General features: G+C 71.2%; 17 protein-coding genes and 1 pseudogene. 6 read left to right on the top strand and 12 right to left on the bottom strand.

Going from position 1 to position 22,852, the window contains the following annotated elements:
- Window position 1 precedes the first annotated feature (1 nt).
- The 5 genes from pgi to tkt are packed head-to-tail and all read right to left on the bottom strand — an operon-like array spanning window position 2 to window position 7,381.
- The gene (gene pgi, locus AB0N07_RS31985; RefSeq protein WP_365841021.1) at window positions 2-1,666 is read right to left on the bottom strand and encodes a glucose-6-phosphate isomerase; all 1,665 of its coding nucleotides are present in this window, start codon (window positions 1,664-1,666) and stop codon (window positions 2-4) included.
- On the bottom strand, window positions 1,659-2,594 hold the full coding sequence (gene opcA, locus AB0N07_RS31980) for a glucose-6-phosphate dehydrogenase assembly protein OpcA (RefSeq protein WP_365841019.1): 936 nt from the start codon (window positions 2,592-2,594) through the stop codon (window positions 1,659-1,661). The genes pgi and opcA overlap by 8 nt, the downstream gene beginning before the upstream one ends.
- Window positions 2,591-4,144: a glucose-6-phosphate dehydrogenase gene (gene zwf / locus AB0N07_RS31975; RefSeq protein ID WP_365841017.1), complete on the bottom strand. Its 1,554-nt coding sequence runs from the start codon at window positions 4,142-4,144 to the stop codon at window positions 2,591-2,593. Before zwf ends, opcA begins: the two co-directional genes overlap by 4 nt.
- A complete protein-coding gene (gene tal / locus AB0N07_RS31970) occupies window positions 4,141-5,286 on the bottom strand; it encodes a transaldolase (protein ID WP_365841015.1) in 1,146 nt (381 codons plus the stop codon). Before tal ends, zwf begins: the two co-directional genes overlap by 4 nt.
- A 19-nt stretch (window positions 5,287-5,305) precedes the next feature.
- On the bottom strand, window positions 5,306-7,381 hold the full coding sequence (tkt, locus tag AB0N07_RS31965) for a transketolase (protein ID WP_365841013.1): 2,076 nt from the start codon (window positions 7,379-7,381) through the stop codon (window positions 5,306-5,308).
- A 146-nt stretch (window positions 7,382-7,527) separates the two neighbouring features.
- Between tkt and AB0N07_RS31960 the strand changes: the two genes are divergently transcribed.
- Complete coding sequence (locus AB0N07_RS31960) at window positions 7,528-8,433, top strand: AraC family transcriptional regulator (RefSeq protein ID WP_365841011.1); 906 nt, start codon at window positions 7,528-7,530, stop codon at window positions 8,431-8,433.
- A gap of 1 nt (window position 8,434) precedes the next feature.
- Here the strand turns inward: AB0N07_RS31960 and AB0N07_RS31955 are convergent, their stop codons facing one another.
- The 3 genes from AB0N07_RS31955 to AB0N07_RS31945 form a co-directional block, all read right to left on the bottom strand.
- Complete coding sequence (locus AB0N07_RS31955) at window positions 8,435-8,845, bottom strand: MerR family transcriptional regulator (RefSeq protein WP_365841009.1); 411 nt, start codon at window positions 8,843-8,845, stop codon at window positions 8,435-8,437.
- A gap of 5 nt (window positions 8,846-8,850) precedes the next feature.
- Complete coding sequence (locus AB0N07_RS31950; protein WP_365841007.1) at window positions 8,851-9,873, bottom strand: NADP-dependent oxidoreductase; 1,023 nt, start codon at window positions 9,871-9,873, stop codon at window positions 8,851-8,853.
- A 65-nt stretch (window positions 9,874-9,938) separates the two neighbouring features.
- The gene (locus AB0N07_RS31945; protein WP_365841005.1) at window positions 9,939-11,327 is read right to left on the bottom strand and encodes a glycoside hydrolase family 16 protein; all 1,389 of its coding nucleotides are present in this window, start codon (window positions 11,325-11,327) and stop codon (window positions 9,939-9,941) included.
- Between the two features lie 440 nt (window positions 11,328-11,767).
- Here AB0N07_RS31945 and AB0N07_RS31940 point away from each other — a divergent pair, with 440 nt between their 5' ends.
- Window positions 11,768-14,446 (top strand): FAD/NAD(P)-binding protein, encoded by a 2,679-nt coding sequence (locus AB0N07_RS31940; protein ID WP_365841003.1) that lies wholly within the window; start codon window positions 11,768-11,770, stop codon window positions 14,444-14,446.
- Between the two features lie 123 nt (window positions 14,447-14,569).
- Here the strand turns inward: AB0N07_RS31940 and AB0N07_RS31935 are convergent, their stop codons facing one another.
- A complete protein-coding gene (locus tag AB0N07_RS31935; protein ID WP_365841073.1) occupies window positions 14,570-16,669 on the bottom strand; it encodes an MMPL family transporter in 2,100 nt (699 codons plus the stop codon).
- Between the two features lie 209 nt (window positions 16,670-16,878).
- Between AB0N07_RS31935 and AB0N07_RS31930 the strand changes: the two are divergent.
- Window positions 16,879-17,297: pseudogene (locus tag AB0N07_RS31930) on the top strand (VOC family protein).
- Here AB0N07_RS31930 and AB0N07_RS31925 read toward each other — a convergent pair.
- Together AB0N07_RS31925 and AB0N07_RS31920 are read right to left on the bottom strand one after the other, a co-directional pair.
- Window positions 17,294-17,962, bottom strand: coding sequence for a response regulator transcription factor (locus AB0N07_RS31925; protein ID WP_365841001.1), 669 nt, complete (start codon window positions 17,960-17,962; stop codon window positions 17,294-17,296). The pseudogene AB0N07_RS31930 and the gene AB0N07_RS31925 sit on opposite strands and share 4 nt — an antisense overlap.
- A complete protein-coding gene (locus AB0N07_RS31920; protein WP_365840999.1) occupies window positions 17,959-19,143 on the bottom strand; it encodes a sensor histidine kinase in 1,185 nt (394 codons plus the stop codon). The genes AB0N07_RS31925 and AB0N07_RS31920 overlap by 4 nt, the downstream gene beginning before the upstream one ends.
- 222 nt (window positions 19,144-19,365) lie before the next feature.
- On the opposite strand from AB0N07_RS31920, the gene AB0N07_RS31915 reads away from it, so the two are divergent.
- Together AB0N07_RS31915 and AB0N07_RS31910 are read left to right on the top strand one after the other, a co-directional pair.
- The gene (locus tag AB0N07_RS31915; RefSeq protein WP_365840997.1) at window positions 19,366-20,676 is read left to right on the top strand and encodes a lipase family protein; all 1,311 of its coding nucleotides are present in this window, start codon (window positions 19,366-19,368) and stop codon (window positions 20,674-20,676) included.
- 203 nt (window positions 20,677-20,879) lie between these two features.
- Window positions 20,880-21,728 carry a chaplin gene (locus AB0N07_RS31910; protein ID WP_365840995.1) on the top strand — a complete coding sequence of 283 codons (849 nt, stop codon included), beginning with the start codon at window positions 20,880-20,882 and terminating at the stop codon, window positions 21,726-21,728.
- Between the two features lie 114 nt (window positions 21,729-21,842).
- Here the strand turns inward: AB0N07_RS31910 and AB0N07_RS31905 are convergent, their stop codons facing one another.
- Window positions 21,843-22,031: a DUF5703 family protein gene (locus tag AB0N07_RS31905; RefSeq protein ID WP_005485166.1), complete on the bottom strand. Its 189-nt coding sequence runs from the start codon at window positions 22,029-22,031 to the stop codon at window positions 21,843-21,845.
- A 47-nt stretch (window positions 22,032-22,078) separates the two neighbouring features.
- On the opposite strand from AB0N07_RS31905, the gene AB0N07_RS31900 reads away from it, so the two are divergent.
- Window positions 22,079-22,789: a hypothetical protein gene (locus AB0N07_RS31900; RefSeq protein ID WP_365840994.1), complete on the top strand. Its 711-nt coding sequence runs from the start codon at window positions 22,079-22,081 to the stop codon at window positions 22,787-22,789.
- Window positions 22,790-22,852: the final 63 nt, after the last annotated feature.

The following is a 22,852-nucleotide window of genomic DNA, read 5'->3' as shown; positions in this document are numbered from 1 at the left end:
GTCAGTTCACTTCTTCCTGAGCGTTCTTGAGCTCGCGGTACGCGGCCACGAGAGCGGTGGTGGAGGGGTCGAGGCCGGGGACGTCCGCGCCTTGGGTCAGTGCGGGCTCGACGCGCTTGGCGAGGACCTTGCCGAGCTCGACGCCCCACTGGTCGAAGGAGTCGATGTTCCAGACGGCGCCCTGGACGAACACCTTGTGCTCGTAGAGGGCGATCAGCTGGCCGAGGACCGACGGGGTCAGTTCCTTCGCCAGGATCGTCGTGGTGGGGTGGTTGCCGTGGAAGGTGCGGTGCGGCACCTGCTCCTCGGGGATCCCCTCCGCGCGCACCTCGTCGGCGGTCTTGCCGAAGGCCAGCGCCTGGCCCTGCGCGAACAGGTTGGCCATCAACAGGTCGTGCTGCGCGGCCAGTTCGTCGCCGAGCTCGGCCGCCGGACGTGCGAACCCGATCAGGTCCGCGGGGATGAGCCGGGTGCCCTGGTGGATCAACTGGTAGTAGGCGTGCTGCCCGTTGGTGCCGGGCGTGCCCCACACCACCGGGCCGGTCTCCCAGCCCACCACATGGCCGTCGCGGTCGACCGACTTGCCGTTGGACTCCATGTCCAGCTGCTGCAGATACGCCGTGAACTTCGACAGGTAGTGGCAGTACGGCAGCACCGCATGGGACTCGGCGCCGAAGAAATTGCCGTACCAGATGCCCAACAGGCCGAGGATCAGCGGGGCGTTGGCCTCCGCGGGCGCGGTCCGGAAGTGCTCGTCGACGGTGTGGAAGCCGTCGAGCAGCTCCCGGAAGCGGTCCGGGCCGATCGCGATCATCAGCGACAGGCCGATGGCCGAGTCGAAGGAGTAGCGGCCGCCGACCCAGTCCCAGAACTCGAACATGTTGTCCGGGTCGATACCGAACTCGGTGACCTTGCCGGCGTTCGTGGACAGCGCCACGAAGTGCTTGGCGACCGCCTTCTCCTCGCCGAGCCCGCCGGGCCCGTTCAGCAGCCAGGAACGGGCCGAGGTGGCGTTGGTGATGGTCTCGATCGTGGTGAAGGTCTTGGAGGCGACGATGAACAGGGTCTCCGCCGGGTCCAGGTCCCGTACCGCCTCGTGCAGGTCGGCGCCGTCCACGTTGGAGACGAAGCGGAACGTCAGCTCGCGGGCCGTGAAGGTGCGCAGCGCCTCGTACGCCATCGCCGGGCCCAGGTCGGAGCCGCCGATGCCGATGTTGACGACGTTCCTGATGCGCCTGCCGGTGTGGCCGGTCCAGGCGCCGGAGCGTACCCGCTCGGCGAAGTCGCTCATCTTGTCCAGCACGGCGTGCACCTGGGGCACCACGTTCTCGCCGTCGACCTCGATCACCGCGTCCCGCGGGGCGCGCAGCGCGGTGTGCAGCACGGCCCGGTCCTCGGTGACGTTGATCTTCTCGCCGCGGAACATGGCGTCGCGCAGCCCGAACACGTCGGTGGCGGCGGCCAGTTCCTGCAGCAGCGCCAGGGTCTCGTCGTGGACGAGGTGCTTGGAGTAGTCGATGCGCAGGTCGCCGACGCGCACGACGTACCGCTCGGCGCGGCCGGGGTCGCTTGCGAACAGCTCACGCAGCACCGGCTGGCCCTGGGCGCGGTGGTCCTCCAGAGCGGTCCACTCGGGGCGCCGGGTGAGCTTCGGGGAGTCAGACATGGGAGAGGTTCTCCTTGGTGGCCTCGCCCCGCAGGGCGACGGCGTACATCTCGTCGGCGTCGAGGCGGCGGAGCTCCTCGGCGATGAGTTCGGAGGTGGTGCGGACCTTCAGCGCGAGGGTGCGCGAGGGCTGGCCGGGCAGGGTGAGCGTGGCCAGCGGGCCCTCGGGGCGGTCGATGACGATCTCGCCGTCCGCGGTCCCCAGACGCACGGCCGTGACGACCGGGCCCGCGGTGACCACACGGTCGATCTTCACGTTCAGCCGTGCCTCCAGCCAGCGCGCCAGCAGTTCGGCCGCCGGGTTCTCGGCCTCGGCCTCCACCGCCCCCGACACGATCCGGGTGCGGGCCTGGTCCAGGGCCGCCGCCAGCATCGAGCGCCACGGCGTCAGCCGGGTCCAGGCCAGGTCGGTGTCGCCGGGCGCGTAGGAGCGGGCCCGCTGCTCCAGGGTCTCGGCGGCGTTCTCGACGGCGTACAGGTCGGTGATCCTGCGCTGCGCGAGGGCGCCCAGCGGGTCCTTGGCGGGCACCTCGGGCGCGTCCACCGGCCACCACACGACGACCGGAGCGTCCGGCAGCAGCAGCGGCAGGACGACCGAGTCGGCGTGGTCGGACACCTCGCCGTAGGTGCGCAGCACCACCGTCTCGCCGGTGCCGGCGTCGGCGCCCACCCGGACCTCGGCGTCCAGCTTGGAGGCCATGCGGTCGCGCGGGGTGCGGGCGTGCCGCTTGATGACGACCAGGGTGCGCGAGGGGTGCTCGTGCGAGGCCTCCTCGGCCGCCTTGATCGCGTCGTAGGCGTTCTCCTCGTCCGTGACGATGACCATCGTCAGGACCATGCCCACGGCCGGTGTGCCGATGGCGCGGCGGCCCTGCACCAGCGCCTTGTTGATCTTGCTTGCCGTGGTGTCGGTCAGGTCGATCTTCATGGCCTGCGCCAGCTCCGTCCGTCTCGTGCGAGCATCTCGTCGGCTTCCTCGGGTCCCCAGCTGCCCGAGGCGTACTGCGCGGGCTTGCCGTGCCGCGCCCAGTACTCCTCGATCGGGTCGAGGATCTTCCAGGACTCTTCCACTTCCTGGTGACGGGGGAACAGGTTGGCGTCGCCGAGCAGCACGTCCAGGATGAGCCGCTCGTACGCCTCCGGGCTGGACTCGGTGAAGGACTCGCCGTAGGCGAAGTCCATCGACACGTCCCGGATCTCCATCGAGGTGCCCGGCACCTTGGAGCCGAACCGGACCGTCATGCCCTCGTCGGGCTGGACCCGGACGACGATGGCGTTCTGTCCGAGCTCCTCGGTGGCGGTGGAGTCGAAGGGGGAGTGCGGCGCCCGCTTGAAGACCACCGCGATCTCGGTGACGCGGCGGCCCAGGCGCTTGCCGGTGCGCAGGTAGAAGGGGATGCCCGCCCAGCGGCGGTTGTCCACCTCCAGCTTGATGGCCGCGTAGGTGTCGGTCTTGGAGTTCGGGTCGATGCCGTCCTCCTGCAGATAGCCGGCCACCTTCTCGCCGCCCTGCCAGCCCTCCGCGTACTGCGCGAGGACCGTGTGCTCGCCCAGCTTCTCCGGCAGCCGCACGGACTTCAGGACCTTCAGCTTCTCGGTGAGCAGCGACTCCGCGTCGAACGCGATCGGCTCCTCCATGGCGGTGAGCGCCATCAGCTGCAGCAGGTGGTTCTGGATGACGTCACGGGCGGCGCCGATGCCGTCGTAGTAGCCGGCCCGGCCGCCGATGCCGATGTCCTCGGCCATGGTGATCTGGATGTGGTCGACGTACGACCGGTTCCAGATCGGCTCGTACATCTGGTTGGCGAAGCGCAGCGCCAGGATGTTCTGGACGGTCTCCTTGCCCAGGTAGTGGTCGATGCGGAAGACCTGGTCCGGCTCGAACACGTCGTGCAAGATCGCGTTGAGCTCGCGGGCGCTCGCCAGGTCGCGCCCGAACGGCTTCTCGATCACCGCGCGCCGCCAGGAGCCCTCACGCCCGTTCGCCAGGCCGTGCTTCTTGAGCTGCTGGACCACCTTGGGGAAGAACTTCGGCGGCACGGACAGGTAGAAGGCGAAGTTGCCTCCGGTGCCGCGGGAGGCGTCCAGCTCGTCGACGGCCGACTTCAGCTGCTTGAACGCCGTGTCGTCGTCGAAGTCGCCGGGGATGAACCGCATGCCCTCGGCGAGCTGCTGCCAGACCTCCTCACGGAACTCGGTGCGGGCGTGCTCGCGGACCGCGTCGTGCACGACCTGCGCGAAGTCCTGGTCCTCCCAGTCCCGGCGGGCGAACCCGACGAGGGAGAAGCCCGGCGGGAGCAGGCCGCGGTTGGCGAGGTCGTAGACGGCGGGCATCAGCTTCTTGCGGGACAGGTCGCCGGTGACGCCGAAGATGACGAGCCCGGACGGGCCCGCGATGCGCGGGAGCCGGCGGTCGCGGTCGTCGCGCAGGGGGTTGGTCCAGTCGAGCGCGGAGTCGACGGTGGCGTGCTCGGTCATTCCGTCTCAACTCCCTTGCTGTCGAGGGACTTGGTGACGGCGTCCAGCAGGTCCTGCCAGGCCGTCTCGAACTTGGCGACGCCCTCGTCCTCGAGCTTCTGCACAACCTCGTCGTAGGAGATCCCGAGGGCCTCCACGGCGGCCAGGTCGGCGCGGGCCTGCGCGTAGCCGCCGGTCACCGTGTCGCCGGTGATCTCGCCGTGGTCGGCGGTGGCGTTGAGGGTGGCCTCCGGCATGGTGTTGACGGTGCCGGGCGCGACCAGCTCGTCCACGTACAGGGTGTCCTTGTACGAGGGGTCCTTCACGCCGGTCGAGGCCCACAGGGGGCGCTGCTTGTTGGCCCTGGCGCCGGCGAGGGCGGTCCAGCGCTCACCACCGAAGACCTCCTCGTACGCCTCGTAGGCGAGACGGGCGTTGGCGAGCGCCGCCTTGCCCTTGAGGACGGACGCCTCGGGGGAGCTGAGGCCGTCCAGCCGCTTGTCGATCTCGGAGTCGACGCGGGAGACGAAGAAGGAGGCCACGGAGTGGATGGTCGAGAGGTCGAGGCCCTTCGCGGCGGCCTTCTCCAGGCCGGCGAGATAGGCGTCCATGACCTCGCGGTAGCGCTCCAGGGAGAAGATCAGCGTGACGTTGACGCTGATGCCCAGGCCGATGACCTCGGTGATGGCCGGGAGGCCCGCCTTGGTCGCCGGGATCTTGATCATGACGTTGGGCCGGTCGACCAGCCACGCCAGCTGCTTGGCCTCGGCGATCGTCGCCTTGGTGTCGTGGGCCAGGCGCGGGTCGACCTCGATGGAGACCCGGCCGTCGCGGCCGCCGGTGGCGTCGTACACGGGCCGCAGGATGTCGGCGGCGGCGCGGACGTCGGCGGTGGTCATCATCCGTACGGCCTCTTCGACCGTGACACCGCGGACGGCGAGGTCGGCGAGCTGCTCCTCGTAGCCCTCGCCGGAGCCGATGGCGGCCTGGAAGATGGACGGGTTGGTGGTCACGCCCACCACGTTGCTGTTCTCGACGAGTTCGGCGAGGTTGCCGGACTCGATCCGCCTGCGGGAGAGGTCGTCCAGCCAGATGGAGACGCCCTCGTCGGACAGGCGCTTGAGTGCTCCCGCGGTCGCGGTTGCTTCGGTCACTTTGATCATCTTCTTTCTGGCGATCGGATCAACCGCGGGCGGCGGCCAGGGATTCCCGGGCCTTGGCGGCGACGTTCTCGGGGGTGAAGCCGAACTCGGCGAACAGGGTCTTGGCGTCGGCGGAGGCGCCGAAGTGCTCCAGGGAGACGATGCGTCCTGCGTCACCTGTGTAGCGGTACCACGTCAGACCGATCCCTGCCTCCACGGCGACGCGGGCCCGCACGGACGGCGGAAGGACGCGCTCGCGGTACTCCCGCGGCTGCTCCTCGAACCACTCCACGGACGGCATCGACACCACCCGGGTGCCGATCCCCTCGGCCTCCAGCTGCTCGCGCGCGGCGACGGCGAGCTGGACCTCGGAGCCGGTGGCGATCAGGACGACGTCCGGGGTCTCGGCAGAGGACTCCTTCAGGACGTAACCGCCCTTCGCCGCATCGGGGTTGGGCGCGTACGTCGGCACACCCTGGCGGGTGAGGGCGAGGCCGTGCGGGGCCGGGTCGGTGGCGTGCCGCTTGAGGATCTCGCCCCAGGCGATCGCGGTCTCGTTGGCGTCGGCCGGGCGTACGACGTTCAGGCCCGGGATGGCGCGCAGGGAGGCCAGGTGCTCGACCGGCTGGTGGGTCGGGCCGTCCTCGCCGAGACCGATGGAGTCGTGCGTCCAGATGTACGTCACCGGGAGCTGCATGATGGCCGACATCCGCACCGCGTTGCGCATGTAGTCGGAGAACACCAGGAAGGTGCCGCCGTAGATACGGGTGTTGCCGTGCAGCGCGATGCCGTTCATCTCGGCGGCCATCGAGAACTCGCGGATGCCGAAGTGGACGGTGCGGCCGTAGGGGTCGGCCTCCGGGAGCGGGTTGCCCTTCGGCAGGAAGGACGAGGTCTTGTCGATGGTGGTGTTGTTCGAGCCGGCCAGGTCGGCGGAGCCGCCCCACAGTTCGGGGACGATCGCGCCGAGCGCCTGCAGCACCTTGCCGGAGGCGGCGCGGGTGGCGACGGCCTTGCCCTCCTCGAAGACCGGCAGGGCGTCCTCCCAGCCCTCGGGCAGCTGGCCGGCGACGATCCGGTCGAACAGCTCGGCGCGCTCCGGGTTGGCACCGCGCCACTTGTCGATCTGCTTGTCCCAGGCGGCATGCGCCTCGGCGCCGCGGTCCAGGGCCTCGCGGGCGTGGGCCAGCACATCGGCGTCGACCTGGAAGGACTGCTCCGGGTCGAAGCCGAGGACGCGCTTGGTGGCGGCGATCTCCTCGGCACCGAGTGCGGAGCCGTGGGAGGCCTCGGTGTTCTGCGCGTTCGGGGCGGGCCAGGCGATGATCGTGCGCATCGCGATGATCGAGGGCCGCTCGGTCTCGGCCTGCGCCGCCTTCAGGGCCGCGTAGAGGGCCGGTACGTCGATGTCGCCGCCGAGCGAGGGCTCGACGCGCTGCACATGCCAGCCGTAGGCCTCGTAGCGCTTCAGGACGTCCTCGGAGAACGCCGTCGCGGTGTCGCCCTCGATGGAGATGTGGTTGTCGTCGTAGAGGAAGACCAGGTTGCCGAGCTTCTGGTGGCCGGCCAGCGAGGAGGCCTCGGCGGAGACGCCCTCCTCCAGGTCGCCGTCGGAGACGATCGCCCAGATGGTGTGATCGAAGGGGGAGGTGCCCTCGGGGGCCTCCGGGTCGAACAGACCGCGCTCGTAGCGGGCGGCCATCGCCATTCCCACCGCGTTGGCGACACCCTGGCCGAGCGGCCCGGTGGTGGTCTCGACGCCGGCGGTGTGCCCGTACTCGGGGTGGCCGGGCGTCTTGGAACCATGCGTCCGGAACGCCTTCAGATCATCGAGCTCGACCTCGTACCCGGCCAGGAACAGCTGCGTGTAGAGCGTCAGCGAGGTGTGGCCGGGGGACAGCACGAAACGATCCCGGCCGGTCCACTCGGGGTCCGCGGGATCGTGACGCATCACCTTCTGAAAGATCGTGTACGCGGCCGGGGCCAGGCTCATCGCCGTGCCCGGGTGGCCGTTGCCGACCTTCTGCACGGCGTCGGCCGCGAGCAGACGCGCCGTGTCGACGGCACGCCGGTCGAGTTCGGTCCATTCGAAGCTGTCCGGAGTCTGGGTACTCATCTTCAAGAAGTCCTCGATCGAAGCGACTGAACGGCTCTGATGCGTTCAAACTTAAAAGTCTGACTTTTCCGAGGGAAGGTCGCTGTGTGTCAGCCTGTGGTGAAAGTGGGACACCGACGGCACGACCGAGGCGGCGCGAGTAGGACATGGCGGGCAGAACCATCCAAGGTGGAGACGGTGACGGTGGGGTGGACGGCATCCGAACGTTCCCTTTCCCGGTCGAGCTGAGTGTGGGCGGAGTCGGTATGCAGGTCGGCCCCATGGGGGCCGGCCACACCTGGCACGCCGAGGCCCCGCTGGAGCGCGTGCACCGTATCGACTTCCATGTCGTGATGCTCTTCGACGGCGCCCCGGTCCGCCACATGATCGACTTCGCCGAGTACGAGGCGGCGGCCGGCGAACTGCTGTGGATCCGTCCCGGCCAGGTCCACCGCTTCTCGCCCACGAGCGGGTACCGCGGAACCGTGCTGACCATGCAACCCGGCTTTCTGCCGCGCGCCACGGTGGAGGCCACCGGCCTCTACCGCTACGACCTGCCCCCCCTGCTCCACCCCGACGAGGCCCAGCTCACCGCCCTCAGGGCCGCCCTCGCCCAACTCCAACGCGAGTACGAGGACAATACGACCCTGCCGCTCAGCCTGCACACCGCGGTGCTGCGCCACTCGTTGACAGCGTTCCTGCTGCGCCTCGCCCATCTGGCGGCCAGCTCCGCGGAGGCGGCACGCCGTCAGTCGGACACGACGTTCACGCTGTTCCGCGACGCCGTGGAGAAGGACTTCGCCACCAACCACAGCGTCAGCGCCTACGCCGACGCCCTCGGCTACTCCCGCCGCACCCTCGTCCGCGCGGTCCGCGCCGCGACCGGTCAGACGCCCAAGGGCTTCATCGACAAGCGGGTCGTCCTGGAGGCGAAACGCCTGCTGGCCCACACGGACCTGCCGATCGGCCGGGTGGGCGCGGCGATCGGCTTTCCCGACGCGGCGAACTTCTCCAAGTTCTTCCAGCAGCACACGGAGCTGACGCTGGCGGCGTTCCGGGCGGAGCTGCGGTGACTCAGGACGCGGCCGGGGCGCCGAGCCACGGCATGCGCCGCACCAGGGTGTCCCGCATCCTGGTCAGCGCCTCGATCCGCTCCGTCAGCTCGGCCACCCGCTGGGCCCCGACCTCGTAGTTCCCGGCGCAGGAGTCCGCGTAGGCGAACACCTCGGGCAGGTCGCTGTCCAGGAAGCGCACGAAGGACTTGACGTTCTCCACGGTGAACCCGGAAGCGAGCAGATCGCGGATGTTGCGCACGCGCGTCTGGGCTCCGGGCCCGTAGACGCGGTAACCCCCCGCGCTCCGCCCGGACTCCAGCAGGCCCTGCTCCTCGTAGTAGCGCAGGGCGCGGGTCGTCGTGCCGGTCCGCGCGGCCAGGTCACCGATCAGCATCTCGCTCACTTCCGTGTCACCTCTCTCGTTGTCCACGGGGGTCAACTCCCCAGCCGTACCACGGTCTTCCCGGTGTATGCGCCACGGACGAGGTCGGTCAGGGCGCGGGGGGCGTTCGGCAGCCCGTCGATCACCGTCTCGTCGTAGACGATCGCCCCTTCGCGCAGCCAGCCGCGGAACTGCTGCCCGAACTCGGCCGCCTTGTCCAGGTGGTCGACGACGGTGAAGCCGCGGATGGTCAGCCGCTTGGCGGCCACGGTCAGCAGGTCTCCGGGGCCCTGGTCGGGGCGGCCTGAGCTCTGGCGGGCGAGTGCCCCGCAGACGGCGATGCGGCCATGGGGGTTCATCACCTCGACGGCGGCCCGCAGCTGCTCGCCGCCCACGTTGTCGAAGTAGACGTCGATGCCCTCGGGGGCGGCCTCGCGCAACCGGTCCAGGGCGGGGCCGTCATGGCGGTCGAAGGCCGCGTCGAAGCCGAGCCTGCCGGTGAGGTGCCGGACCTTCTCCGGTGACCCCGCGCTGCCGATCACCCGCGCCGCGCCCTTGAGCCGGGCGATCTGCCCGGCGAGAGAGCCGATCGCGCCCGCCGCGCTGGAGACGAACACCGTCTCGCCGGGCCGCAGCAGGGCGACATGGACGAGTCCGACGTAGGCGACCAGGCCGAAGCCGAGATGGAGCGAGGGAGTCGGGTAGGCGGTCCGGTCGACGCGCCGGAAGACCTCCGCCCCGGCCACGGCGTACTCCCGCCAGCCCAGCCGGTGCACCACCAGGGCGCCCTCCGTCAGGGAGGGGTCGGCCGAGGCGATCACCTCGCCGACGGCGTCCCCGTACAGCACCTCGCCGATCTCGTAGCGGGGCCGGGGTACGGCGGGTTCGGCCGACATCAGCGTCAGCATGCCGGGGTCGAGGGACAGGTAGAGGTTGCGGACCAGCACCTGGCCGGGGGCCGGATCGGGCACCGGCACCTCGGCGATCTCGAAGTCGTCGGGGGTGGGCAGGCCGTCGGGCCGGGAGGCGAGTCGAACCTCCAGGCCCGTACGGGATTTCACAGCGGAAGTGGTCATGGCGGCGACGCTAGGGGTTGACCCATACGTGAAGGTCAAGTCGTCCCGCGCCGCCGCCCGCCCGGTCAGTGCCCGAAGTCGAACCAGTTCACGTTCACGAAGTCCGCCGGCTGGCCGCTGGTGAAGGTCAGATAGACGTCGTGGGTGCCGGTCACCGCGCCGATGTTGGCCGGGACCGTCTTCCAGGACTGCCAGCCGCCCGTGTTGGCGAGGGCGAAGCTGCCGATCGGTGCGGCGGTACGGCTGTCCAGGCGCACCTCGACCAGGCCGCTCACCCCGGACCCGGCGCCGCTCGCCACGCGTGCGTAGAACTGCGTGGCCGCCGTGGAACCGAAGTCGACGCCCTTGTAGAGGGCCCAGTCGCCGTTGGCCAGGGAGCCGATGTCCTGGCCGCCGCCGGTGTCCGTGGTGCTCTCCGTGACGGTGCCGGACTGGCTGTCGTACGACTCCGCCTGGATGGCACTGTAGGCGTCACGGTTACCGGAGGGCGGGGGTGTGGTGGTGCTCCCGCCGCCGCTCGACAGGACCTGGACGTAGTCCACGAGCATCGGGTGGCCGGACTCCGTGGCACTGGTCGGGCCGCCGCCGAACGCAGCCGGGAAGGCGCCGCCCATCGCCACGTTCAGGATGACGAAGAAACCGTGGTTGGTGGCATTGGCCCAGGTCGTGGCGTCCATCTGATCGGCCGTGACGGTCTGGTAGTTGACGCCGTCGACGTAGAAGCGGATCGCCTCGGGGCTGACCGAACGGTCCCACTCCATGGTGTAGGTGTGGAAGCCGGACTGGCAGGTGGTGCCTGGACACGCGATCGAATTTCCGAGGCCCGTCGTCTCGTTGCAGGGGCCGCCCGGGTTCGTACCGCAGTGCATCGTCGCCCAGACCTTGTTGATGCCCTGCACGTTCTCCATGATGTCCAGCTCGCCGACGCTCGGCCAGTTCTGGTAGTTGCCGCGATAGGGGGCGCCCAGCATCCAGAACGCCGGCCAGTAGCCCGCGCCCGCACCGCCGGTGACGTTGGGCATCTGCAGGCGGGCCTCGACGCGCAGTTTGCCGCCGGCCGGGGGCTGGAAGTCGGTGCGGTTGGTCTCGATACGGCCCGAGGTCCAGTTGCCGGCGGAGTCGCGGACCGGGGTGATCTTCAGGTTGCCGCTGCCGTCGAGCGAGACGTTGCTGGTGCTGTTCGTCATCGTCTCGACCTCGCCGGTGCCCCAGTTGGCGGCTCCGCCGGGGTACGAAGTCCCGGTGTCGTACTGCCAGTTGGAGGTGTTGACGCCGGTTCCGGCCGAGCCGTTGAAGTCGTCGAGGAAGAGCTGTGTCCAGCCCGACGGGGGTGCGGGCGCCGAGGCGTCGGCGGACTGGGTGGCGGCCGTGGCGAGCACGGCCGCCAGGCCGAGCGTGCTGAGTACGGCGAGGAGCGCGCGTCGCCGTCTGGGCATGCCGGAGGTTGCACTCATGGGGGTGCCTCCCGGGTACGGAGTGATGGGTGCTGCGGGTGCCCTTGAGAGCGCTCTCAAAGTGGGCCCAATGTGCTCTCCGTCACCGGAACCGTCAAGAGTTAAAGCAAGGAAAGTCCTTTCCCGGCGTGGAAGTTCATGCCCTGAAGGGTGCAAAGGTGTTAAAGCGTGCTCCCCGCCTTCCGCTCCGCCCACGACAGGTTCCAGCCGGGGCTTCTTCGCCGCGGCCTTCGCGGAGGCGACCTTCGCCGTGTCGTCCGCTGCGCCCGCCGAGCCGTAAATTTGTTGATCCTTTGAATTTCCGGGCCGATTCCTGAGATTCCGGTGAGGAGTCGCCTTCAGAACGCCCGAAACCACGGTTGTCTCAGCCCTCGGGGCTGTGAACAGAGTATGTGCGGCCCGCCCCGGGCTTGAGCGACCGAACAACGCCGGAGGTATACGTGACCGAAGTCCGCGAGCCGCACACCGTGGCCGTCGTCGGAGCGGGCGCGGCGGGCACACTGACCGCCGTCCAGCTCTGCGAGACGGCGGCGCGCCGCCGGACACCGCTCGGCCTCGTCCTTCTCGACCCGGCCCCGGAGGCAGGCCGCGGCACCGCGTACGCCACCCGGGATCCGCGCCACCGCCTCAACGTGCCCGCGGGCGGAATGAGTTGCTACCCCGACGACCCCGGCCACTTCACCCGCTGGCTGTGCCGGCACGGCGAACCATCCGTCACCGGGGCCGACTTCGCCACCCGCTACCGCTACGGCGCCTATCTCGCCGACACCCTCGCGCAGGCCATCGTCCGGGCCCAGGGCACGGTGACGGTACGCCGGCTGCGCACCCGCGCCGAGAGCTGTACCGGCACCCCCGAGGGCGGGCTGGAGCTCCGCCTCGCCGACGGGGGACATCTCGCCGCCGACAGCGCGGTCCTGGCCACCGGCCCGGCCGCCCCCTCCGCGAGCTGGGCCCCGCCCGCCCTGCGCGCCTCGGCCCGTTTCATCGCGGCGCCCTGGGCGACGGGCGGGCTGGACGGACCGCTCTCCGACACCGCCGACGTCCTCCTCGTCGGCACCGGTCTGACGGCCGTCGACCTCTCCCTCACCCTCGACCGTCCCGGCCGCACGGTCCACGCCCTCTCCCGCAGCGGTCTGCTGCCGCAGCCGCACGCCCTCACCCCGGCCGGCCCGATGGGCGCGCCCGAGGGCCTCGACGACACCTCGCTGGGCCGCCTCCGCAGGGCCGTCTACCGTCACATCAGCCGCTCCGTGCGCACCCACGGGGACTGGCGCCCCGCCCTCGACAGCCTGCGCCCGCACACCGCCCGCCTCTGGGAGAGCCTCACCCCCGAGGACCGGGCCGAGTTCCTCGCCCGCGAGGGCGCCCTGTGGAACACGCACCGCCACCGCATGGCCCCCGCCACCGCCGAGTCCGTCATCCGGGCCCGTACGGCCCGACGGCTCACCGTCCACACCGGCGCGGTGACGGAAGTGGTCGAGCACGACGGCCAACTCATGGTCGCTCTTTCCAACGGCCGTACGCTGAAGGTTGGTTGGGTGATCGACTGCACCGGACCGGGCCGACGGTTCGACGACCCGCTGTGGCGCTCCCTGTTCGCGTCCGGGGCCGCGGTGCCGGGCCCCCTCGGCATGGGCGTGGCCACCCGCGAGGGGCGGCTGCTGGACTCGGAAGGCCGCGCCGAGCGCCCGCTGTTCACGCTGGGCGCCCCGCGCCGCGGCGAACTGTGGGAGACGACCGCGATCCCCGAGATCCGCGTCCAGGCGGCAGCCCTGGCGGTGCAGTTGCTGGCCCCGCTGACGGGGACGACGGGCAGGCCCCGCCTCTCCCGCCGTCCCGTCGACGGGCACGGACTCGCCCTGTCCACCCACGCCGAGGCGGCCGCCGCCTACCGCTCGGGCCTGAACCGGGTCCTGAAGGTCCGCGCCGGCGCCGAGGACGCCTTCGCCCGGGCCGTGGCGCTCGACCCCGGGTTCGCCCTCGGCCATGCGGCCCTCGCCCTGCTGGGCCACGAGTGCGGCGCCGCCGTCGATGTACCGCGGGCACTCGCCGAGGCGCAGCGCTCCGCACGCGAACACGCCGACGAGCGGGAGCGTTCCTTCGTGGCCGTGGTCACGCGCCGGGTGCACGGCGATGACGGCGACACCGCTCTCGTACGCCACCTCGACGCGTACCCTTCCGATGCCCTCGCGCTCGCTGCCGCAGTGCCCACCATCGCCTTCTCCGGCGTCACCGACCTCGACGAGGACCACGCGCTGCGACTGGTCGAGCGGACTTCTCCCGCCTACGACGGCCACTGGTTCCACACCTCGCTGCTCGCCTTCCTCCGGCAGGAGCAGGGCCGGCTGCACGAGGCCGGCGAACTCGCCCACCGCGCCCTGGCCGTGGAGCCGGCCTCCGGACATGCCGTGCACGCGCTCGCCCACGTCCACTACGAGTCCGGCGTGCACCAGGCGGGCCGCGACTGGCTGGACGGCTGGGTGTCCGGGCAGGGGCGGGGCGCCGTCCACCGGGCCCACTTCTCCTGGCACATCGCCCTGCACGAACTCGCCCTCGACGACCCGGCAGCGGTGCGCAGGCGCTGGTTCGCGCAGCTCGCACCGGGGCGGGTGGTGACCGGGGTGCGGGCACTCGTCGACTCGGGGTCGCTGCTGTGGCGGGCCCGGCTGAGCGACAGCTGGCGGGGCGAGCTGCCCGCGGGGGATGTCCTTTCCGCGGTCGCCTTGGACGTCCTGGAGCGTCCGGCCACCGCCTTCACCGCCCTGCATGCGGCCGTGGCTCTCGCCGCCGCGGGGGATCTGGCGGCGCTGCGGCGGTTGCGGGACCATGCCGCCGGTGCCGACGAGGTGCAGCGGGAGGTGATCGTGCCGCTGTGCGAGGCGTTCGCCGCGGTGGTGGAGGAGCGGTTCCAGGACGCCGTACGGGGGCTTGACGCGGTGTTGCCGGTGCTGCGGCGCGTTGGCGGCAGTGCCGCTCAACGGGAGGTCGTCGAGGAGACGTTGCTGTATGCGCTGGTGTCGGCGGGGCGGTCTGACGCCGCGCGTCGGCTGTTGGATGCGCGGTTGGATCGGAAGGAGGCTCCGCGGGACCGGCGGATGCGGGCGGGTCTGTCTGCGTAAGCGCTCCACGAGGTGGCTTGTCGTTCGTCTGCGGCGCCGTCGTGGCTGGTCGCGCCCACGCGGCGGAGCCGCATATCGATACAGCCCCGCGCCCCTTTGGGGCGCGGGGTGTGCCGACCCGGGTCAGCGGCTTACCAACTCCGCTTGTTCCGTCGCCTCTTCGTGCAAGCCGAACCTGTCGTGCCGTCGCCGCAGCGGCCGCGGGGCCCACCATGCGTGGCGCCCCAGCAGGGTCATCGTCGCCGGGACCAGCAGCATGCGTACGACCGTTGCGTCGATCAGGACTGCGAGGGTGAGGCCGAGGCCGATCTGGAGGATGGGGGAGAAGCCGCCCGTCATGAAGGCGCCGAAGACGACGGCGAGGAGCAGGGCGGCGCAGGTGACCACGCGGCCGGAGCGGCGCAGGCCGGTCACCACCGCCTCCTGGTCGTCGCCGGTCAGGTGCCGGGCCTCGCGCATCCGGGCCAGGATGAACAGCTCGTAGTCCATGGCCAGTCCGAAGGCGATCGCGACGATCAGGGGCGGGGCGGTCAGGCTCAGCGCACCCAGGCCCTCGGCGCCCAGTGCGCCCGCCAGGTGGCCGTCCTGGAAGACCCACACCACCATGCCGAGCGCCGCGCCCAGGCTGAGCAGCGTGGTCAGGATCGTGCGCAACGGGATCAGCACCGAGCCCGTGAACGCGAACAGCAGGACGAAGATGCCGGACAGCACCGTCAGGGCGGCCCAGGGCGCCCGGTCGGACAGCATCGCACGGAAGTCGACCAGACGGGCGGCCTGCCCGGTGACCAGGACCGGCTCGGTGCCGCGCAGGTCCCGTACCCGATCGACCAGGTCGGTGGCCTCCTTGCCGTCGACCCGGCCCGACGGCTGGAGTTGTACGACAGTCCCTCCGCCGGGGAGTTCGCGGGACTGTGCCGTCGAAGAGAGGGCAAGGATCCGGTCGGCGGTCGTGGAGTCGGTGCCCGGCTTCAGGACGACGGTGACCGGCGAGACCCCCGTGCCCGCCGGGAAGTGCGCGTCGACCGTGTCGTACAACTGGCGTGCCTCGGTGCTCGCGGGCAACTGCGTGGCGTCGCCGATCTCGATCCTCATACCGGTGACGGGCAGTGCCAGGACGAGCAGGGCCGGGACCACCGTGGCCAGGACGGCGACGCGGCGGCGGGCCGAGAAGCGGGCCACCCGGGCGAAGAAACGGCCCTCCTCACCCTCCGGCGCGGCCTTCGCCGGGGCGATCTTCGCGCCGAACCTGGCCAGCAGCGCCGGGAGCAGCGTCAGCGCGGCCAGCATGTCGATGGCGACCACGGCGGCCACCGCCAGGCCCATGCTGCGCAGGAAAACGCTGGGGAAGACGAGCAGACCGGCCAGGCAGACGGCCACCGTGAGCCCGGAGAACAGCACCGTCCGACCGGCCGCGGCGACCGTCCGGTGCACCGCCTCCACGACGTCCTCGGTGCTGCGGCGCTCCTCGCGGAAGCGGACCAGCATCAGCAGGGCGTAGTCCACGGCGAGTCCGAGGCCCAGCATGGTCGTCACCTGGATCGCGTACACCGAGATGTCGGTGACCTGGCTGAACCCGAACAGTGCCAGGAAGGCGCCCGCGATCCCGCTCACCGCGATCACCAGCGGCAGTCCGGCCGCGCGCAGCCCACCGAACACGACGAGCAGCAGGGCGAGGACGACGGGGAGTGAGATCAACTCGGCGTTCTTCACGTCCTGTTGGGCCCGCTCACCGAGCTGTTTGCCGAGCAACGGGCCCCCGCTGACGTGTACTTCGGGCGCGTCGATCCGCTTGATGCGGTCGGCCGCCGCGTCCACCGCCTTCTTTTCGGCGCCGTCGCCGAGCCCGCCCTTGAAGGTGACGGGGACGATCAGGGCCTGCCGGTCGGTGGCGGTCAGACCGCGGGTCCGGTACGGGTCCGGGACCGCGGCGACACCGGCGATGTCTCGTACGTCCGTCACGGCCCGCTCGACCTGTTCGCGCAGACCGGGGTCGGAGACGGCGGTCCCCGCGACGACGGCGGTGATCGACTCACCCGTCGGGTCCACGCGGTCCAGGTACTGGGCGGCCCGCTCCGACTCGGTGCCCGGCACCTCGGGCACGTTGTCGGAGAGCCGCCCGAAGACGCCCGTCCCCAGCCCGAAGCCGAGCAGCAGGAAGAGCATCCACAGCAGGATGACGGTCAGCGGGCGGCGGGTCGCCGCCCGGGCGAGTGTGGAGAGCACGGTCCCTCCCGGTGGGTCGTCGGTTCTCATCGCCCTCAGGTTCGTGGTGACGGAGGGTGTGGCGGATCGCCGGAGGGAGTGGTTTCAAGGCCTCGGTCGTACGAGGGAGACAGACGTCCGGCTCACTCCCGAGAGGGAGACGGCGGGAATCCTGCGCACGGGCGCCGGAGTCGACGGGGCAGAGCAACCGCGATCTCGGAGGAGTCCGTATGCCCGATGAACCCGCCGTCCGCGAACTCCGTCTCGTCGTCACGGCACCCGACTACGACGAGGCCCTGCGCTTCTACCGTGATGCCCTCGGCCTGCCCGAGCGTGCCGCCTTCTCGTCTCCCGACGGAAGAGTCACCGTCCTCGAAGCGGGCCGCGCCACGCTGTGACCGACCCGAACCATGTCGCCTTCATCGACGACGTCGAGGTGGGGCACCGCGTGGCCGGGCACATCCGGGTCGCCTTCCAGGTCGACGACGCCGGCGTCGCCACGGCACGACTGGCCGCCGCAGGGGCCGAGGTGCTCGCCGAGCCGACGCGCACCCCGTGGAACTCGCTGAACTCCCGGCTCGAAGCTCCGGGCGCCCACCAACTGACCCTCTTCGAGGATCTGGGCGATGAGGCAGACCGGGCGGACTAGGAGGCCCCCGGCGTCACCAGCCCCGTCTCATACGCGCAGATCACCGCCTGCACCCGGTCCCTGAGCCCCAGCTTGCTCAGCACGTTGCTGACATGGGTCTTGACGGTGTGCTCGCTCACGAAGAAGGCCGTGGCGATCTCGGCGTTGGACAGGCCGCGGGCCAGCAGCCGCAGCGTCTCCACCTCGCGGGCGGTCAGGGCGTCCAGCCGCTGGGGGACGACCGGGTCGGCGGCCTGCTCGCGGCGTCGCCGCACGATGTCCGCGACCAGCCGCCGTGTCACCGTCGGTGCGAGAAGCGAGTCGCCGGCCGCGACCACCCGTACGGCGTGCACCAGGTCGTCGCGGCGCACGTCCTTGAGGAGGAAGCCGCTGGCGCCCGCGTACAGCGCCTCGTACACGTACTCGTCCAGGTCGAACGTGGTCAGCATGACGACCTTGCAGCTGGAGTGCGCGCAGACCCGCCGCGCCGCCTCCAGGCCGTCCATGACCGGCATCCGGATGTCCAGGAGCAGCACGTCAGGCCTGTGCCGCTGGACCGCCGCGACCGCCTGCTCGCCGTCGCCGGCCTCGGCGACCACCTCGATGTCCTGCTGCGCCTGAAGGATCATGCTGAAACCGCTGCGGACCAGTTCCTGGTCGTCGGCGACGACCACCCGGATGCTCACCCGAGGGCCGCCTGACGGTCGGCGGCGGCAGGCAGGCGTACGACGACCCGGAAGCCGCCGTCCGGTCCGCGCCCGGCCTCGGCGCTGCCCCCGCACGCGGCGGCCCGCTCCCGGATGCCGATCAGCCCGTGCCCGCCGCCGGGCGCCACCGGGCCCCGTCCGTCGTCGGTCACCGTGAGGGTCAACAGGTCCTCCGTCCAGTCGAGTTCGACGGTCGCGCAGGCAGCGTACGCATGCTTCACCGTGTTGGTCAGGGCCTCCTGCACCACGCGGTAGGCGGCGACTTCGGCGTCCGCGGGCAGGGGACGCGGGCTGCCCGTGGTGTGCAACTCCACCCGCAGGCCCGCCGATTCGCCGACCTGCCGCAGCAGCTGCGGGAGCGCCGCCACGCCCGGCTGTGGTGAAGTGCCGTTGTCCTGCTCCTCCTTGAGCACGCCGAGGATCCGTCGCAGCTGCGCCATCGCGTCCCGCCCGGCCGCCGCGATCGCGTCGAAGGAGGCCTCCGCACGGTCCGGATCACTGCGCACCACGACCGGTCCCGCCTCCGCCTGGACGACCATGAGGCTCACCGCGTGGGCGAGGATGTCGTGCATGTCCCGGGCGATCCGGGCGCGTTCCCGGGCGATGGTCCGTGCGGTGTCCGCGACGCGCTCCCGCTCCACCCGCCGGGCCCGGTCCTCCAGTTCCGCGGTGTAGGCGCGCTGGACGCGGGCCAGCCACCCGAGCGAGTACGCGCAGGCGATGCAGAGCAGGTGGAAGGCGTACTCGAAGGGCCGGGCGTTCTCCTTTTGCTGCATGGTGACGGTGGCCCCGATCACCCAGCCGACCAGCATCACGCGCCGCTGCCAGGGCAGGGCCCGGGCGGCCAAGGTGTAGAGGACGACCAGGCCGCCCCACACCACACCGGGCGGGGGCGCGTGGTAGACGGCCATCGCGGGCGTGGCCGCCGACACGGCCCACGCGGTCGCGAACGGCGCCCGCCGCCGCCACACCAGCGGCACCGCCGTCGCGGCACCCAGCAGCCAGCCCTGCCAGGTGAGCCGGTCGTTCCCCTCGTCGGGGAAGAGCCACTGGAGCGAGACGGCGAACAGGACGAGCCCGGCGAGGGCGGCGTCGACGGCGTACGGATTCGCCGACCGCAGGCGCGCGGCGGCCTGCGTGAACCAGGACTGCGGTGACATGGGCGGCTCCTCGGGGCAAGGGCCGTTCCAGTATCGCGAGGGTCCCTGGGCGGGGCCTCGCCGGGGAGAGGGATATCCAAGTCGGCATTGGTCGCCTCCGACCTGCTTTGTCAGCGGAGCGCAGCGGACCGCTTCCGCTTTGTCGCCCTTTAACTATCAGCGCTTACCTACTCGTCCGTAACCTCGCGGCTCCCGGTCACCACGCAGAAGGGACGTTCTGAGGTGACGAAGAACCACACGAAGAACCACACGAAGAAGCCGCGCAACCGGAGAGCCGCACTCATCGGGGCCGGAGCCCTGCTCGGCGGGCTGTTGGCCGTTCCGGCCGTGACTGCTTCGGCCGGAACGAGCGGGGCGTGCAGCGACACCGATGCCGCCATCTACCGACCACCGGTGAGCGTGAGCGCCGCGCCGGGCGAGGTCATCGCCTGCCGCACGGTCGACTCCCTGCCCATGGTGGGAACCGGCACCCCGATCACCGCATGGAAGGTGCTGTACGGCTCCACCGACGGCCACGGCAGGAAGGACGCCGTCGCCGGCACGGTGATCGTGCCCCGCGAGGCGTGGCAGGGCCCGGGCGAGCGACCGCTGGTCGCCTTCGTGCCCGGCACCCTCGGCATCGGACCGCAGTGCGCCTTCTCCAAGCAGCTCGCCGGCGAGTACCAGGACGCCTACGAGGGGCCGAACATCGCGGCGCTGCTCAAGGCCGGGTTCGCCGTCGCGGCCACCGACGGCGCCGGATACCTGGACGGCCAGGTCCATCCGTACGTCTCCGGCGCCGACGCCGCACACGCGGTCCTCGACGTCGTACGCGCCGCCTACCGGCTGCCCGGCAGCGGGGTGAGCCCCGATGCCCAGGTCGGGATCTGGGGCTACTCGGAGGGCGGTTCGGGCAGTCTGTGGGCCGCGCAGCTCGCCAAGTCGTACGCCCCCGAGGTGAAGGTGGCCGGTGTGGCGTCCGGCGGGATCCCGGGCGACCTGAAGCAAGTCGGCAACTCGCTCGACGGCGGGGCGTTCGCCGGGTTCCTGGTGGACGCGGTGATCGGTCTGTCGGTCACCCACCCGGACATGCCGTTCGACGGACTCCTCAACGACACGGGCCGCCAGGCGGTCAAGGACGCCGAGTCGCTCTGCGCGGTCGGCACCGTCGCACGCTTCACCGGCGTCCACATCGAGAACTACACCAAGGACAGGCTCACCCTCGACCAGCTCTACGCCCTGCGCGGCCCCGACGGCACGACCTGGGGCGAGATCGCCGACACCAACAGACTCGGCGTCGGCGTGGGCCCGTCCGGATCCGGGGCCCGCTACGAGATCGGCTTCCCGGTCCTGCAGTACCGCGGCCTCCTCGACGAGGTGATCCCCGCCGCGACCGGCCAGGCCACCCGTCGCGCCTACTGCGACGCGGGGATAGCCACGCAGTGGACCTCGTACGCCGGCGACCATCTCCTCGGCGACCCGCAGGCCATCGGCGACTCGGTCAACTGGCTCACCGACCGGTTCGCGGGCAAACCGATGCCCGGCAACTGCTGAGGCGTCTCTACGGCTCCTTCGCCGGCCGCCACCCCAGGGCCCGCGAAATGCCGCGTGGCGCAACCCCCCCCGCCGGGGCCCGCCCCCCCCGGCCGCCGCGCGCCGCCCCCCCCCCCCGCGCCCCCCCCCCGGCCGTTTCGCGAATTTCCAGGTGGGATTTCGCGGGATTCCAGGTCAGGAATGAAGGCAGGGAGAATTCAGCAATGCGACAGGTCACCCGCAAGGGCCTGATGACCGTGATGGCGGCGACCGGCGTGCTCGCCGCGGCGGGCGGTTACGCCCACGCCGACTCGGGCGCGAACGGCTCCGCCTCGGACTCGCCCGGCGTACTGTCCGGCAACACGGTGCAGGCGCCGGTACATGTGCCGGTGAACGTCTGCGGCAACACGGTCAACGTCGTCGGACTGCTCAACCCGGCGAGCGGCAACGAGTGCAGCAACAAGGGCGGCGGCAGCTCGTCCGGCGAGCACGGCGGTTCCGGCGGCGGAGCCCAGGCCGGCGGACATTCCAGTGACTCACCCGGCATCGGCTCGGGCAACACCGTCCAGGCGCCGGTCGACGTGCCGGTCAATGTCTGCGGCAACAGCGTCAACATCGTCGGCATCGGCAACGCCGCCGAGGACAACGAGTGCACCAACGGCGGTTCTGGCGGCGGGCACACGACGCCTCCGGGAGGCGGCAACCAGACGCCGCCGCCCGGGAACCCGGGGCACCCCGGCAACCCCGGACACCCCGGCAATCCGGGACACCCGGGTCATCCCGGTCACCCGGGCAACCCCGGCCACCCGTGCACCCCCGGCCACCCGGGCACCCCCGGCCACCCGGGCACCCCTGGCCACCCGGGCAACCCGAACCACCCCGGCAACCCGAGCACGCCGGGCGGCTCCTCGCACACCAACCACCCGGGCGCCCAGACGGTGACCCAGCCGCAGGGCGGCGCGCAGCTCGCGCACACCGGCAGTGACCTGCCGATCGGCGTCGTGCTCCCGGTGGGCGCAGGGGCGCTGCTGGCGGGCGCGGTCATGTACCGCAAGGCGCGTGCCTCGGTCTGAACCGGCGCACATTCACGCCAAGCACCGCAAACTTCCCCTACGGTGCGCAGAACGGAGCGGGCCCCGTGCTGGCGGGGCCCGCTCCGTTTCCGTCGTCTCCGTCCTCGCCTCAGCTCACCACGTGGCCCGCACCTGGCGGATGATCCGCCGGCGCAACCGCACCCTGCGGCTGCCGTCGCGCAGCAGGCTCAGACGGTCCAACTCCCAGTGTCCGTACTCCGCATGGTCCGTCAGCAGGCGTGTGGCGTCCTTGCGGGACACCCCGCGCGGAACGTACACGTCGACAAATTCGTATTCCGGCATCGCATCTATTGTGCGGGCTGGGGCCCGGTACGGATAGCGTCTGCACTATGTCTGATGCTGCGCAGCCCACCGCTGCCGAGGTACGAGCCGCCGCCGAGGCGGTCAAGACCGCGCTCGACCGTCACCTGGCCGCGGTCGAACGCAGGTCCGGGGAGGACGACCAGGCCGTCTACGAGGCGTTCAACGAGCTGGCCGCGGCCGCCGAGACGTACGACGAGTTGCTCTACGACCGCTACGACGAGGTCACGCCCTTCGAGATCCCCGGTGCGGAGGACACGCTGCCGCCGTACACGGGCCCCGAGGAGCCGAACGCGCTGAGTGTGCTGATCCGCCGCGACTACGCCGTGGCGGACCAGCATCGGCTGCTGGCGCAGGCGCAGCGGGTGGAGGCGGCGGACGACGACGGGCGGGGAGCGGAGACCTCCGCGACCGTGCACGGGGCGCTGGGCGTGCTGTTCGGGGAGTTCGAACCGGACGAGATCGCCTCGCGCCACAAGGAGTTCGGCCTCGAGGAGGGCGACTCCACGCTCTGGGTGACGGCCGCGGACGAACCGGCCGAGCCGGGCGACTGGCTGGAGGCGCCGTTCGAGCAGATCGATCCGCAGCGGGTGGTCTGCCGCTTCGACGTCAGCGCGGTCTTCGACGACGAGATCGACGACGGCCGCCTAGCCGGCGTGAACGACGACGACCTCGAGGACGAACTCGACACCGACCTGGACGGCGACGAGGACCTGGAGCCACTGGACGCGGACCGCTAGCGCGGAGCCGGACCGATCTACGGCGGCGGCGTTCACGCCGGCTAGGCGGCCGTCGTCGATCTC

The sequence above is a fragment of the Streptomyces sp. NPDC051172 genome (genome assembly GCF_040682555.1).
Classification (GTDB): domain Bacteria; phylum Actinomycetota; class Actinomycetes; order Streptomycetales; family Streptomycetaceae; genus Streptomyces.
The sequence above is the reverse complement of the archived record's forward strand: the minus strand, read 5'-3'. Positions and strand labels throughout refer to the sequence as shown.